This window comes from Candidatus Zixiibacteriota bacterium (assembly GCA_020853795.1).
GTDB lineage: Bacteria > Zixibacteria > MSB-5A5 > CAIYYT01 > CAIYYT01 > JADJGC01.
The window spans coordinates 1-14,238 of sequence record JADYYF010000064.1; the positions used below are offsets into that span (position 1 = coordinate 1).

The following is a 14,238-nucleotide window of genomic DNA, read 5'->3' on the forward strand; positions in this document are numbered from 1 at the left end:
ACGGGGCGCGCTTCTACGATCCGTCGATCGGCCGGTTCTCCTCTCCCGACCCGGTGAAGGACTACCACAACCCCTATTCGTATGTGCGGAATAATCCGATTCGGTATATTGACCCGACGGGGATGGAAACATGGGGTGTTGATTTCAATCCAGAACTTGATTGGGGCGGGTCCATCGGCGGATCTCTATACGGTTGGTACGATGATCCTTTTGCGAGAGCGGTAATGCTTGCTGATCCTGGAACGATTGTGACGACTGTGGATGAGCTTGCCAGGTGGCTTAGGATGCATCCCGGCGACGACTCTGGCGGTCAAAGTGATCCGGCCGGTTCGAATAGCTCGACAGACATGAATGGAACGCCACTAGACGCTAAGGAAGTCTTCAGACTTAAGACCTATATGACCGACGCACTGCAGGCCTACAGCCAGAGCGGCGGACTTGTAGGCATTAGCCCAGACATGTATGACCGGGCTATGAGTTTCTTGGATGCTGGTCGCGTGGAGTGGGCCGATTTGGGCGGACGCCATGGCCAGTACATCGCGGGAGATCAAAGTGAGAAGCAGTCTGCTAACGGCTTCTACCCCGGAGAAAAAATTCAACTCAATAATCGCGATCGTGGGCTGTTGATGTCCAAATTTGGTGCCCTCGTTGCGTCAACTCTTGTACACGAAGTGGGGCATTCGATCGGCCAGAGAATATACGGTGCAGGGGAAAAATATGATCGATGTGGACCCGGAGCACAGGCTAGATATTGGGCATCGACGCCATGGTATTCTGGGAATGGCCCAGCATCAAGTGACCCGAATGTACAGCGAAGGCTATTGTATCTAACAGCTCAGTCGCGAGCCTTCTTCCATTCTCCGGCAATGTGGGAGTTATTTCTTGGCGTTACAAGGCAAGGAGGATTCTAACATGTTCCGCAAATCGCGTCTACTTATCCTGGCAGCAATGCTAACCACTGGATGTGTAGCAGGGCAGCGCCAGTCCATGACCTGCGAGATCGATGAATTGTTCGCGCAACTGCCACGAGGAGTCTCAACGATCTTTCAACAGAGCAAGTCCAGTTCGAGAGAGAGTCCTCTGTTCAAGCAGTTTGAAAATCCAGAGTTCTTGAATCGCGTCATCAAAGAAATGCAGCGAGTCAATCAGAAAGCTGAGGGCCAAGGAATGCACGACGAAGGAGAGCCACCATATCCTTACGCGTATACACTGCTTAGTTCAGAAATCTCACTTCAGTGTATTTATGAAGTCAGAGACAGTGTCGCAGATCTATTGGTCGCCCAATATGCAGTGAAATATGACCCGACTGAATTTCAAGGCGGCATCGTGAGAATTGGATTTGAGAGAAAAACGGGACGTATTCGAGCATTGCCAGCGTATTACATGGACTTGCTTAGAACTCAGTTGGGGGAACTGCTTTCGGGCGGGGAAGATGGGTCTCAGCTACAAAGAAACCGGGAGATAGCAATGATTCTCGCCCTGACCTATGACCGCGGCCCAATTCTCGTTCTGTCGACTGTCGACGATATCGAAACGGCTTTTCGGATTGGGGCGGAGTTCCGCAGGTTCGTGGACACTTGTACGGGGAGCTGCGTACTTCCCCTGTATGTGTGCCTATCGGCACTCGACCAAGACTTGGTTTACCCGACTTCCAACAGCGCGCGTGACCAACAGGATATTCGAGAGAAGGATGAACTCAGGGTCATCTTTCGGAACGCACTTCTTGGGAAGAATGCTCATGAAGAATCGCAGGATGGTGTATCCAATCGATTATTTTGTATCCGAATGGATAACGGTGAGCTCTTCGAAGCAAACACAAAGCTCAACGACCAAGGTGAGGCAACAATAATTGGACAACGATTACTTGCTGTTACACCTGTGAGCATCTATCAAGTCGAAAACTGATTTGCGTGTCGATCGGACACTTGACGTCCTGAATTGTCGGAGCTCACCAAACTTCTCGACTGGTCACACAATGTCTACGCCGTCGGCCGCAAAATTTGTTCAGCCAGCCGTGGTGATATCATCAGCGGAACGTTTACCAAAGACTTCATCGTGGCCGATCATCAGGGCAACGTGCGCAACGTCTTCAACTACGATGCGCAGCAGTTCGTAGGTCCGAACCCCCGCGGTTCGGACTCTCCGTATTTGACGATAAGCGGGAGTTGTTTCCTTGGACTGGTCACGCAGAATTTGGAATACGAAGTTTGGGGCGTATTCGTGTACAGAGCAGCACGACCCCGGAGTTCACGTTCACCGGTCAGCAGTGGGGCGACGATCTGGGCATCAACTTAACAGGTTCAGCTCCGATCGGGGAATGAGGAACAGATGAAATCAAGATTGGCAAGGTTTGTGATATTTGGCTTAGCCGTTGTCCTGATTGTGGTGTACGTGGTCAATAACTGCGGACCAGCATCATCTGTCACAAGAGCCCGAGAGGTTGCCGAGTGGGAGTTTGATTACTTCTGTCGGGATGCTCATATTCCCCGCGAGGTCTTTCGTGGTCCTGAGTTGAACCTGTCATACCCCGATAAACTGGCGTTTGATTGGGTGACCGTAAACCATGAAATCGATTCCATTGTGATTACGATAGTTGTTCACAAAGGGTTATTTAGCTCACCAACTACGACTGGTCGCGGAGATTGGCGGTTGCTCCCCTACGGTGTAACAGGGCGATCACCGCAGCAAATTCATGATTCGTCCCTATTCCTGAAGGATTCGCTGGCATATCAGGACAGTATCGTCAGACTGACCGGCCAACCTGGTGAGTTTCCGGCAGAGAGAAAGAGATAGCCCGTAGTTCGGGTTTCCAGCGTTGCTGTCACTCTCGCTCGCGCACGCTCTTAAATGCGCGAAACCCGACTGGTCAACTACCGTTCCCGCGGCGCCGCAAAAAACACCGCTGGATCATCCGTCACCACCTCATCCAGCGTGCTCGTCCCCGGCGCGGGACTCTCCGCCTTGGTCGACGTCTGCTTGCCTGGATCGTAGTCCGTCGGATTCAGTGAGATGTAATACCGCGTTCCCGGCCACGATTCGTATCCATACGCGCTCACCTGCGGACACTCGAAACGGAAGAGATTCTTCGCCATGTAATTCATGTAATCCACCGGATTCTGCCGCTGACCGTTCCAGTTGATCTCTTCCGGCAGGACCAACGAATCGCCGCCGGCCATGGCCGTGCGGATTTCCCAGGGACTCAGGATCACACCCGCCGTGTTCGTGAAGTACGCATCATTCGTCGGATCCATGTACAACCATTTCCGCAGCGAGTCCGACCACACCATGTTCACCACATGGCAGTCCTGGTCGTTGATGTCGAACGGCAGACAGGTCAGATGCCGCGACTGGAAACCCATCGCCAGGTAGCACTCGTTCAGCACCGTGGCCAGCATCCGGCAATTCATCCCCCAGTTCTCCCGGTCAGCGACCGCGATGATATTGACCGCGTTGCGGGGATTCGGAAGCGGGTTTGGCGTATTGCCGTCGTGGCGAATCCGCGTATGCACCCAGTGCATCAGGTCGATGATCCGTTCCACCTCACTGCCGTTGCCGGCAACCGCATCGAGATCGAACGACTTTCGCAATGCGACCAGATTCGTGTCCGTCAGTTGCGCGTATGAGAATTCCCGCTTCTCCTTGAGAGTGCTCTGCGCCCGCATCGGATAGTTCTTCAGCAGTTCGAACTTCAATGTGTCGCGTTGCGGCTCGACAAAGGTGATGATTTCTTCGAGCGTCGTCCCGGTACCCTCGATGAAGATGCGCACCGGCTTGGAATTCGGCTTCACCGTCAGCGAGTCAACGGCCGACACAAAGATCGCGTCCGCCGAAAAATCGAGCTGGGTCGAGTCCGGACTCGTTAGTTGTGCTAACTTGACCTCCAGATGCGTGGTGCCGAAGATGAAGGTGAACTGGTCGTTAGTTGCCTTGAACCGGTACTCATTCGAATACCGCACCGGATCAACGGTTACCTTTTCCGCTCCCCACGCAGATGCGCACATCACTGCCATGAATGCCACTACCCAAGTTCGTTTCATTATCCTTCCTCAATTCTGCTGTTTCCGCCGCCCAAGTTACACCCTGCTTACGGCTCCTTCAAGCCAATGTTCTTTCGCCCGTATGCTGATATTCAAAGCCGCCCGAGTTCCGGATGGTGCCACCTGTTGCGTCAGGTCTTCTCGCGAGGGATGGATCGAGCCCGCCTTGCCGACGGCTACACTTTCATCATCACACCGCCCGCCACAAGCCCACGTCTTGAGCCCCTGAAGCGGGCTCGAGACGGGGTGTGTCCTTCGCCATGCTGCACCGCTCACGTGCGACTCACGCTCCCTGCGATCCTGACGTCCGACCACTTCTCGCGTCACGGGCGGGGACAAGCCCCTCCCCTACGCCTTCGCCCCTCGCCCTCTGGGAGAGAGATCAGGGGTGAGGGTGTCATTGCGAGGAGCGAACGAATCTCTATCCTGCCGGCAACTTCAACCGCGACGAAGCAATCTGATTCCGTAGGTCAGGATCCCTGCGATCCTGACGTGATTCCACCACTCGAAACACGGGCAGATAAAAGCTTTGCCCCTCTCCCTCTGGGAGAGGGGTCGGGGGTGAGGGTCCTGTCTATCCAGCGCTATCGTCTTCTATAGCCCATCATACTTTGGCCCGCCGCCGCCTTCCGGAACCACCCACGTGATAATCGCGTACGGATCGGCGATGTCGCAGGTCTTGCAGTGCACGCAGTTCGAGGCATTGATCTTCAGCCGCTTCCCGCCGTCGTGTTCCTCCATCTCATACACCTGCGCCGGACAAAAATACTGGCACGGATTACCGTACTCCTCGACACATGTGGTCGCGCAGATGTTCAGATCAGACACGTGCAGATGCGCCGGCTGGTCTTCGTCGTGATTCGTGCCGGAGTAATACACCGAATCGAGCTTGTTGAAGATGACCTTGCCGTCCGGCTTCGGCCGCCACTGCTCCGGCTTCGGTCGCTGCGTGCCGAAATACTCCCCCGTCTTGCGCATGCTGAGATGATCCTCGCTCGCGTCCGGACGCACGCCGAATCCCCGGAAGACATGCTCAAGCACGAATCCGGGCGCCGACCAGACACCGCGCTCGAACATGAAATGGAAATTCCGCTGCCCGTACATTTCGCTGTAAATATAGGAACTCCGCCACTTGCGGTCGAACGCCGCCAGCTTTGCCTCCGAGGTATCCCCGGCTTTCAGCGCCTCGAAAATCGTCTCCGCCGCCAACATCCCCGATTTCATCGCCAGATGAATCCCCTTGAGCCGCGCCGGATTCAGAAACGCGCTGCTGTCGCCGACGATCAAGAATCCATCGCCATAATTCTTCGGAATCGACCAATACCCGCCCTCCGGAATCGCTTTCGCGCCGTAGCGCACCATCTTGCCCGGCGCCAGCAGCCTCGCGATATGCGGATGCTGCTTCATTTTCGAGAACAACGCCTGCGGCTCGGTGAACGGGTTGCGATAATTCAGTCCCACCACCAACCCGATCGACATCAACATATCCGATAGATTATAGATGAACCCGCCGCCGAAAGTCTGCGTGTCGAGCGGATAACCCATCGTGTGAATCACCTGCCCCGGTTTCAATGTCCCCGTCGGAAACTCCCACAACTCTTTCACCCCCGTCGTGTAGTTCTGCGGATTGCGATCGGCGTCAAGACGGTTATTCGCAATCAACTTTTTCGTCAGTGACCCGCGCACCCCCTCGCCCAGCACCGTCACCTTCGCCTTCAGATTCATCCCCGGCTCAAACGCGGCTTTGCGTTCACCTTCCTTGTTGATCCCCTTGTCGTCGGTTTGCACTCCGACGACTTTCGCGCCGTCCATCAACAGCTCGGCACCGGCTGTTCCGGGGAAGATTTGGCACCCGCGCGCTTCCAGTTGCGCCCCCATCCAGGTTGTCAGTTCATTGAGCGAAATGATATAGCACCCGTGATGATGCATCGACTTCGGCACCCACGGCACTGCGAACTTGCCGCCCTTCGTCAGATACAGCATGCTGTCGCCCGTCACCTTCGTCTTAACCGGCGACCCCAGTTCCTGATGATTCGGGACCAACTCGGCAAGTGCCACCGGATCCAGCACCGCACCCGAGATCGAGTGCGCGCCCACGTGCGAGCCCTTCTCGATCACCATGATCACCGCTTCCCCCAAGCTTCCGCCGGCCGCCGTATCCTGCTCGATCAAGTCCATCAGCCGCCAGGCGCAGGCCAGATTCGCCGGCCCGGCCCCGACCAGCAACACGTCAACTTCCATCTCTTCGCGGATGATTTCTTCGCTCATTGCCTTGCCTCTATCATCATCAAGTCAAATTCATTGCCACAAACTTTGTCCCCCATGATAACCGCCAATCCGCATCAGCGACAGGAAAAACCGAGCCGCGCCGCTCCGACTTTGCCGCTTGACTTGCCCCCGACCGCCGCTATAATTGCCCTTGCAGCTTCGTCGGGGTGTGGCGCAGCCTGGTAGCGCGCTTGCTTTGGGAGCAAGATGTCGTAGGTTCAAATCCTATCACCCCGACCATAACCGTCGGTTCTGCCTTTAAAATAGCCCATTCTGTCGCTCCTCCCGACAATAACTGGACAGAATACTCCCGCTTTTCTAAGTCGTTGCAACTTATGCGCGTGGTGTGACTCCGTACTGCCAGCATCGCCGTTCTTGTCGATTTTACTGACACTGAAACGCTTGGGAACTCACTTCGTTGCTCTAACTCCTTGCACGTCAAAGCCTGCAAATTGGGCACTCAAATTGCATAGAAGGAAGCGGTTGTACTATGCTATCTACTTTTTGGGAGATACTTCAGATGAAAACCCTGCTACTGATCGCCACTGCCACTGTCCTCCTGCTGTGCGGTCCCGCCTTCGCCGTCAACTGGAATTACTATGATTTCGGCGCGACCGAATTCGATGAACACAATAACACCTCGGAAATCAGCTACCCGAGCGGCATCGGCTACCTGCCCTCACCGGGAACACTCGGCGGCGGCGGTGAAGCCTACGATCTGGAGGGCCTTAACTGCTTCATCAGCGATTCTAAGTTTTACATCTCGCTGACCAAGTCCTTCAATCTCTCTGCCTGGTCAAGCGATTGGGGCCGCAGCTATTCCGCCGGCGACCTGTTCTTCGGCTTCGACGGCAACAAGTACGACTACGCCATCAACCTCGCCACCGGCCGGCTCTTCGATGTGCACACCTACAACCTGATTCCGAATATCCCCGGCAGCTACTATAGTTACACCTCGATCCGCAACGCCGCCGGCGCGTTTTCGGTCGCTACGGGTGACGTCCTCGGCACCGCTGATATCCTCACTACCGAGTATCTCAACTACGAAACCGGCTACCTGCTCCCCGGGACCGGCAATACCTATGTCACCGAGATTTCCTTCGACATCTCGACCCTCGGCGTGGACCTGGGCAACTACAGCAAGCTCACCTTCCACAACACAGTTGAGTGTGGCAATGACCTGCTCGAGAAGGACTTCGAGTCGGTGCCCGAACCAACGACGATCATGCTCCTTGGCCTCGGTCTGCTTGGTCTCGGTGTCGCTCGCCGCAAATTCTAATATTCCGTTCTACCTCGACGCCATTGGAAGCCGCCCCGCTTGGGACGGCTTCTTCATTTTCCCCGCACCCGCCGCTTGGACTCCGCTGCGTTACCATATACATTGCCCTCGTGTTGACAACTCGACTCTGCCTCAGCCTCGCGCTGCTGATTCTTGCTGCTGACGCCACTGCCGCGTGGGCCTTCGACTATTCTCGCCTCGGCCTCAATCTCTACGGCCTCTCCTATCACCTCGATCGCCGCGATCAATCCGGGCAGCGTTTCAACGAATTCAATCCCGGCGGCGGCGTCAGTTTCGTCTTCCATGAGCACGGCAAGTCGCACTACTCCGTCGAGGGCGGCATCTTCGTCGACTCCTACCGCAAACGCGCCACCTACTTTGTGCTGGGATACGAATACGACCTGTTTAAGCCGGTCGGGATCGGCATGGTCTTCGGAGTGTACGACAGCCGCGCCGTCTCGCTGGATGGTCCCATTGTCGCCGCTGCCCCTTTTGCGGCGATCCACTACCGCCGCCTTTGCCTGCGCATCGCTCATCTGCCCGAGTTCCCGGGCATCAACCCCTACCCCTCGTTCGCAAGCTACCTGATCATCGCCCTCGGCTCGCGCCTGCAGGCGGAATAGTCGGGCCCGTTTACGGACAGCTCGCGCACGGCGCCGGACCGCCGGCAAAGATGTACGTGATCAGGTACACCGCATCCGAGATTGTGATCATCCCGCTGCAATCCGCATCGCCGCCCTCTGGCGGCACCGGCGCCGGACCGCCCGAGAAGATGTGCGTGATGAGGTACACCGCATCCGAAATCGTCACGCTCCCATTGCCGTCGGCATCGCCGCACCCGTACGAGGTCACCGTAATCGTCCGCTGGTCGCTGCTAAATTGATCCGCCACCGTCACCGTGAATTGCGACACCAGCGGCAGCGCTGGCAGCGCGCCGCTGACCGTGTCGTTGCTTTCGGTCAGCCAAGCCGGCAAGCTGCCGTAGCTGATAGTATGTGTCACGTCGTCCGGATCGGTGAAGTTCGGATAGTAGGAGAACGCCGTCTCCGTCCGCACGAGGAAGCTGTCCGGCGGCGCGATCACCGGCGCGGCGTTGACGTTGAATTCAAACGCCCAGGCCTCGCCGATGTAGGGGCATGTCCCGATCTTGCCGAGTGCATCAGCAGCCTTGAGATAGTACCGGATTTCGCTGCCCGGCGCCTGCGCCGGAATGAACGCCTCGAAAGAATCGGGATACGCCGTCGCCGTCAGCGCCACCGAGGCAAACGCCCCGCCGTTGACGCTGTAGTAAACCTTGAGTGAATCCATCACCAGCGCCGCGTCCGAATGCGCAAATACAAACGCGCTGACCCGGTACGGATTGACCGAATCACCGGTCGTCTTGAGCGGAATGTGATTGACGTACATCATCTGCCGGTCCGCAATCCCCATCGCCCGGCAATGAATCGCATCATCCGACAGCCACGAGCCGGTAAAACCGATGATCTCATAGCCCGGCATCGCATCGGCGTACGTCTGCAGCGCGTCGTCATCCCAGGCACTGCTGAACGTCGGTACCAGCACCTTCTTGTTCAGAATCAGTGAATTCGTGTATGCCGTCCCCGACGGACAGAACACCCGTACGATCTTGTACGGCTGGCCCCACGGCCCGATCATCGCGCCCAATTCCGCCGCGCGGGCGTTCAGCCGCGAGTAGTCCGGATCGGACGGCGCCACGTCCTTGACCATGATCGTATTCGGATTCAGGAATTTCGCGAAGCAATCAATGTGGTGAATCCCGCTGGTCTGCACGTATTCCAGCACCGTGTAGTCGTTGCCCAGGTAAGCCAGCATGATCGAGTCGACCTGCGCGTGCGTCAATGTCGGATTCTCGTCGTACACCAGCCGCTCCGACATCGACATCCCCATGCCGTCGCTCATATGATTTCCGCCGGTATGCGTCAGCGGCAGCGCATAGACCGGGATCCCCCAGGCCGCGCCGACGATCCCCGGAATTAAGTCGTCCTGCGGCCGCGGGCGATTGTAGATATGATCGGTGAAGCCGAGATTGCCGTTCTCGTCGAAGATCGACCACGGGCCGTAATCGCGCGTCCAGATCGAATTGGTGGCGGCGATAATAAACTCGGTGTTCAGCATGTTGACGCCGCCGGAGGTATACGTGCTGATGGCGCTCGACTGCTGCGACGTGCTGGCCACGATCGTCGTGACCATCATGTTTTCCGACATCTCCGCCACCAGGCTGACCGGAATCCCCAGCGGCCAGCGGATCAGCACCCGCTCGCATTGCTCCCACTCGGCGCAGGCGCGCATCACCCCGGAGGGCGGCGCCGTTGGTTTGAAGTTCTTTCCGATTTCATCCAGCCGCGTCTTTTCCTCCTCGGTCAAACCGATCGGGAGAAATTCCTCGGTCTCTTCCGCCAGCAGCGGCGCGGCATAATTGATCAGCAGCCCCAACAGGGCAACGAGCGTCAGCAGTCTATGCATTGTGAGTCCTATCTGGTTGTAATGACTCGGCAGTAAGTTTCAGATCAGGTAAATCGGTCTTTCATTCAAGATAACCTGAAAACGCCATTCGTCAACCCGTATTCCGGCCGCCCCTACAGCCGCGCCGGCGGCGGAACTTCAAGTTGACAACCCCGTTGCAGAACAATAGACTACAAGCATACCACGCCCCCGTAGCTCATTCGGATAGAGCATCTGCCTTCTAAGCAGAGGGTAGCAGGTTCGAGTCCTGCCGGGGGTATTTAATCCCCACAGCAACAACGACTTCCAGAGACAGCACAAACCGAAACATGAGGCCAAAATGACCCTAAAGGGCCTCTGACATGTAGGAGCTGTCATGGAAGACCATCTCAAGAGATTGTATGAAACGGTCGATGATTTCAAAGTGGGTAAGAACTGGAAGACGTACGTCGATGCGTTTGTCTTCGGCTGCAAGATTCGAAACCTGGCCCCACGCACGCTCAACGTCTACGCGGAGAGATTGGGGTATCTTGCCCGCCACCTCGAGGCTAGAGGCATCGACATCGAGAAAGTTACGAAGCAGGATATTCAAGACTACCTGCTGTCGTTGATCGGCGTAGTTTCTGACGAAACCGTGAATGGCAGAATCCGCGTCTACCGGCGGTTCTTTACCTACCTCGAAGAGGAAGGCTTCTGGAAGAAGCCGAATCCAACTCACAAGCTGAAACTCATCAAAGCTTCCAAACGAATCAAACCGGTAATCTCACCAGAGCAAGTCGGCCAGATTCTTCAATCGCTCAACCGGAATACGTTTGAGGGCTACCGGAACCTGACCATGGTCATGCTCTTCTGGGACGCCATGATCCGGAAAGAGGAACTCATAACGCTACGCCTCGAACATGTGGACCTGCGGGCGGGCCTAATCAAGGTGTACGGCAAAGGCCGGAAAGAGCGACAGGTCCCGATGGGGTCGAAGACTATCAAAACACTGCATTTCTACCTGAATCGTTGGCGACAGGACATACCTGGTGATCTGGTCTTCTGTCAACGGAACGGCGATCAAATCACTTCTCGACATTGCCACAAGATCATTCAGGACATCGGGAAAAGGGTCGGGGTGAATTTGTATCCGCACTTGATTCGTCATAGCGCTGCCACGTACTTCATTCGCCAGGGTGGATCGCCAGTGATTTTGCAGAAAATTCTCGGCCACACGTCGTTGGTGGTGACCCAGAATTACCTTCACATGAGCACGAAAGACCTCGTCGACACCTATGATCGGTTCAGCCCGGCTAATGCCCTGAGATTCTGATTTTTTAGATTGACAGAGTATACGTGATTTCGCGTTATTTGACGTGATTTTACAGTAATTGCCGTCTAGCTCCTACGGAGATTGACGGATAATCAAGTTTTTCGGTTAGACCAGAAAGTTGCCGGTGACGAATATGGGACATCTTGACATAGAGGAAGTCGCTTCGATTTTTGACAAATCTGTTCGGGTAATGAGAGACTACAAACGACTTGGGATCATCCAGCCCGTCCGACGGGATGGCATGAAAGACTTTTACGATCGAGATGAAGTGGACGAAGCCAAACGACGGATTGACGCCTTGTCAGTTAGTAAGAATTTGTCGGAGATTGCAGAAATCGTCGCCCGGGAACGCAGAAAGATGAGACGGGCATAACCCCGTCCGATGCGAGCGGATGCAATACTTCAGTAAAACGTATCGTTGCCGCCGGTGGATTCAAAGGAACTTGCGGTGGTCTGACTTTACCGGTCTCCTCATTGGTGCTGTGGGTGGGACCTTGGCCATTCTCGCTTATTCGTCGTATCCCAAAGCGACACTTTTCTTGGGTCTCTCCTATATTCTTCTATTCGTCTTGCGATTCATCATAGTTTTCAGCAGTAGACAACAAAAAGATGCGGTTCAAGGAAAGATATTTTGGAGATTATGCAGAAACATTGATCAAGATGTCATTGATAGCAGGCTCGGTGCGAGAATAACTCTTTTTTGGAGGGATCCGTTCAGAAGAGACCACATTGTTGCTAAGTATCGCTACGGTAGAGGGCTGGACGACCCAATCAAGGAAGCGAACGATTCTAAAGCACGATATCAATGGAATATGGGCGATACGGGTTTGGCTTGGAGCCAACCGGGCACCCTCTTCGTATCGTTCTTCCCGAAATTTGCAACCAGGGAGGAATTTGAAACGTATTACATCAATAGAGTTGCAATACCGACCGATATAGTCCGTGAATTGAGTCGCTACATGGTGGATGTGCGGACAATTGTATCGTATGGACTTGAAGATTCGGCGGGGCGATTTCTTGGTGTAGTAAGCATTGACTTCAAAGAGTTGGTTACAACCTCAACTTCGTCACAGGCAGTGACAAACTCTGAGGGGTTCCAGGCTCTTGCTCAGGGTGAGACCATTGCCGAGTTTGATGAGATTAGAATCAATGATATACTCAAGTCCATGCAGACCATGCTAGAGGCATTTGCAAAGAACTAGTTCTGATGTAACGATAGAAACGAATGGAGGTGAATCATGAGTGACGAGAAAAAAGTTCTTTGGGATAACGTAATCCCAGACAGAATCATCATTCCTGGTCGCTCACCGAACCGAAAGGAACCAAAGGGCGAAAACCTCGTGTTAGAGAGAGTACCGGGAGCAAATTACGCTCTTTACAAGGTGGAGTATAAGCGATCTCGATTGTTCCCTGAAGAATCTCAGGAGACGCCACCTTCAGTGAAATTTGAGCCGTGAACTTCACAGAAACAATAAAGGCTCTCGCCCCATCGCGAGAGCCTTTTCTATTGGTCACCAAATCTCCAAGAATCCCTTGCTTCCGCGCTGCAGCAGCTTTGTATCCTGCCCCAGCTTGACCATGAGTTCTTCAACAGAGCTTATGACCGCGTGATGGACGACTGTCGTCCAGGCCCGAAGGTCTTGGTGAATGAGGATATTCTTCGGTGCCGACAAAGCGTCGGCGTAACCTGTGAGTTTCTCCGATGCCCACTTCTTCAGGAATCCCGGTTCGACCGTCAGGAAGCGACAGCAGTCCAGGTGGATGCCGTAGTCGCGAATCCCGATGTACATGTGATAGTCGGAAAACTCGCGGAGGCTCACGGTCAAGAAGTCTCGCCTGACCTTTGCAAAAAAGCCGGAGCTTTTGACCTCTTCCACTGCCCAACTGCATTCGCCAGGGATTTTGGCTTCCTGAAGACGCGCTTGAATCGCTGAGAGCACGGTACCGGCATTGCCGGATCCGTGGTCGATCATCATCGTCCATTCATTCAGAATGGATTCTTCTTTGAGTGTAATCGCCATGAGTGTCCTCCCGGACTGCATAGGTTATTGGTGTTATTTTCATCGTTTACCAGATATCCAAGAACTTCTTTTCGCCACGCTGCACCAGACCCGGTTTCCGTCCTAATCGCTCGATAAGTTCGTCAATCGCTTGTTCCATACAGTCCTTGACGATCCCATTCCAGGTATTCAGGTCCTGGTGTTTCAAGATATTCTTGGGTGCAGACAACGCCTCTTCATCACCCGTAAGCTTTTTGGAAAGAAACTTCTTTACGAATCCGGGTTCGATAGTGAGCGCCCGCATGCAGTCGAGATAGGTGCCGAATTTCCTGATTGAAATATACGTGTGGTAGTCTGGGAATTCACTCAACTCGACAATGAGGAAGTCTCGCCGCACCCGTGACACCCAGCCTTTTGTTTTGACTTCCACGACTCCCCACCGGCAATCGAGCGGCATACTGGATGCTTCCAGCTTCTTCTTGATATCAGTAATCACCTGATCCGCCTGGTCGGCTGCATCCCGGATAATCGCGAATTGGACCTCTGAAAGTGTTTCGTCTTTGAGTGTGCGGGTACCCGAGAACAGGCCATACGAGAGAAGTCCATGCGCATCTTCCTGCACGCTCTCGGCTTCTAATGCGGCCTCGTCCAGTCGAGATTGTTCTTCCTGTTGCGCGATTTGCTGAAACTTCGCATCTACAAGTTCATACAGTTTTTCAATGCCGCCACGTCGTTCAGCTTCCTGTTTGGCGGCCGCAATTGCCTCCGGTGTATAATCTTCGGGGTTCTTGTCTATCATGTCCAACAGTTCTTCGTCGGACATTTCCCTTAGGCGGTCATCCATCTCATTTCTCATGGTATACCCTCAAATAGTCACAT

The 14,238-nt window shown here is 54.6% G+C and carries 14 protein-coding genes and 2 tRNA genes; 11 read left to right on the plus strand and 5 right to left on the minus strand.

The annotated features are described in order from the left end of the window. From IT585_04565 to IT585_04580, 4 genes are all read left to right on the plus strand, one after another. Positions 1–911, plus strand: a 911-nt coding sequence (locus IT585_04565) for an RHS repeat-associated core domain-containing protein (protein ID MCC6962507.1), incomplete at its 5' end; no start/stop codon positions are given. 1 nt (position 912) lies between these two features. Next, positions 913–1,905 carry a hypothetical protein gene (locus tag IT585_04570; protein MCC6962508.1) on the plus strand — a complete coding sequence of 331 codons (993 nt, stop codon included), beginning with the start codon at positions 913–915 and terminating at the stop codon, positions 1,903–1,905. Positions 1,906–1,938: 33 nt separating this feature from the next. Beyond that, entirely contained in the window at positions 1,939–2,295 is a 357-nt protein-coding gene (locus IT585_04575; protein MCC6962509.1) for a hypothetical protein, read from the plus strand. 33 nt (positions 2,296–2,328) lie between these two features. Further along, positions 2,329–2,793: a hypothetical protein gene (locus IT585_04580; GenBank protein ID MCC6962510.1), complete on the plus strand. Its 465-nt coding sequence runs from the start codon at positions 2,329–2,331 to the stop codon at positions 2,791–2,793. A 77-nt stretch (positions 2,794–2,870) separates the two neighbouring features. Here IT585_04580 and IT585_04585 read toward each other — a convergent pair whose 3' ends face one another. Both IT585_04585 and IT585_04590 read right to left on the minus strand, forming a co-directional pair. Beyond that, entirely contained in the window at positions 2,871–4,037 is a 1,167-nt protein-coding gene (locus tag IT585_04585) for a hypothetical protein (protein ID MCC6962511.1), read from the minus strand. A gap of 594 nt (positions 4,038–4,631) precedes the next feature. Next, the gene (locus tag IT585_04590) at positions 4,632–6,305 is read right to left on the minus strand and encodes an electron transfer flavoprotein-ubiquinone oxidoreductase (GenBank protein ID MCC6962512.1); all 1,674 of its coding nucleotides are present in this window, start codon (positions 6,303–6,305) and stop codon (positions 4,632–4,634) included. 163 nt (positions 6,306–6,468) lie between these two features. On the opposite strand from IT585_04590, the gene IT585_04595 reads away from it, so the two are divergent. The 3 genes from IT585_04595 (at position 6,469) to IT585_04605 (ending at position 8,207) form a co-directional block, all read left to right on the plus strand. Beyond that, positions 6,469–6,545, plus strand: a tRNA-Pro gene (locus tag IT585_04595). 280 nt (positions 6,546–6,825) lie between these two features. Then, complete coding sequence (locus IT585_04600) at positions 6,826–7,584, plus strand: PEP-CTERM sorting domain-containing protein (protein MCC6962513.1); 759 nt, start codon at positions 6,826–6,828, stop codon at positions 7,582–7,584. Positions 7,585–7,694: 110 nt separating this feature from the next. Beyond that, positions 7,695–8,207: a hypothetical protein gene (locus IT585_04605; GenBank protein ID MCC6962514.1), complete on the plus strand. Its 513-nt coding sequence runs from the start codon at positions 7,695–7,697 to the stop codon at positions 8,205–8,207. Positions 8,208–8,217: 10 nt separating this feature from the next. Here the strand turns inward: IT585_04605 and IT585_04610 are convergent, their stop codons facing one another. Further along, complete coding sequence (locus IT585_04610) at positions 8,218–10,068, minus strand: agmatine deiminase family protein (protein ID MCC6962515.1); 1,851 nt, start codon at positions 10,066–10,068, stop codon at positions 8,218–8,220. A 185-nt stretch (positions 10,069–10,253) separates the two neighbouring features. Here IT585_04610 and IT585_04615 point away from each other — a divergent pair. The 4 genes from IT585_04615 to IT585_04630 all read left to right on the plus strand — a co-directional run bounded on the left by IT585_04615 (position 10,254) and on the right by IT585_04630 (position 12,561). Further along, positions 10,254–10,327 (plus strand) — tRNA-Arg (locus tag IT585_04615). A 96-nt stretch (positions 10,328–10,423) separates the two neighbouring features. Further along, on the plus strand, positions 10,424–11,359 hold the full coding sequence (locus tag IT585_04620; protein MCC6962516.1) for a tyrosine-type recombinase/integrase: 936 nt from the start codon (positions 10,424–10,426) through the stop codon (positions 11,357–11,359). A gap of 133 nt (positions 11,360–11,492) precedes the next feature. Beyond that, positions 11,493–11,732, plus strand: coding sequence for a MerR family transcriptional regulator (locus IT585_04625; protein ID MCC6962517.1), 240 nt, complete (start codon positions 11,493–11,495; stop codon positions 11,730–11,732). Positions 11,733–11,802: 70 nt separating this feature from the next. Next, positions 11,803–12,561 (plus strand): hypothetical protein, encoded by a 759-nt coding sequence (locus IT585_04630; protein ID MCC6962518.1) that lies wholly within the window; start codon positions 11,803–11,805, stop codon positions 12,559–12,561. A 309-nt stretch (positions 12,562–12,870) separates the two neighbouring features. Here IT585_04630 and IT585_04635 read toward each other — a convergent pair whose 3' ends face one another. After that, positions 12,871–13,380, minus strand: coding sequence for a hypothetical protein (locus IT585_04635; protein ID MCC6962519.1), 510 nt, complete (start codon positions 13,378–13,380; stop codon positions 12,871–12,873). A 46-nt stretch (positions 13,381–13,426) separates the two neighbouring features. Then, a complete protein-coding gene (locus IT585_04640; protein MCC6962520.1) occupies positions 13,427–14,182 on the minus strand; it encodes a hypothetical protein in 756 nt (251 codons plus the stop codon). Positions 14,183–14,238: the final 56 nt, after the last annotated feature.

Bases quoted from the DNA above. Each gene is read 5' to 3' on its own strand.
- IT585_04570 (MCC6962508.1), top strand. From the start codon at position 913: ATGTTCCGCAAATCGCGTCTACTTATCCTGGCAGCAATGCTAACCACT.
- IT585_04580 (MCC6962510.1), top strand. From the start codon at position 2,329: ATGAAATCAAGATTGGCAAGGTTTGTGATATTTGGCTTAGCCGTTGTC.
- IT585_04585 (MCC6962511.1), bottom strand. From the start codon at position 4,037: ATGAAACGAACTTGGGTAGTGGCATTCATGGCAGTGATGTGCGCATCT.
- IT585_04590 (MCC6962512.1), bottom strand. From the start codon at position 6,305: ATGAGCGAAGAAATCATCCGCGAAGAGATGGAAGTTGACGTGTTGCTG.
- IT585_04600 (MCC6962513.1), top strand. From the start codon at position 6,826: ATGAAAACCCTGCTACTGATCGCCACTGCCACTGTCCTCCTGCTGTGC.
- IT585_04610 (MCC6962515.1), bottom strand. From the start codon at position 10,068: ATGCATAGACTGCTGACGCTCGTTGCCCTGTTGGGGCTGCTGATCAAT.
- IT585_04620 (MCC6962516.1), top strand. From the start codon at position 10,424: ATGGAAGACCATCTCAAGAGATTGTATGAAACGGTCGATGATTTCAAA.
- IT585_04625 (MCC6962517.1), top strand. From the start codon at position 11,493: ATGGGACATCTTGACATAGAGGAAGTCGCTTCGATTTTTGACAAATCT.
- IT585_04635 (MCC6962519.1), bottom strand. From the start codon at position 13,380: ATGGCGATTACACTCAAAGAAGAATCCATTCTGAATGAATGGACGATG.
- IT585_04640 (MCC6962520.1), bottom strand. From the start codon at position 14,182: ATGTCCGACGAAGAACTGTTGGACATGATAGACAAGAACCCCGAAGAT.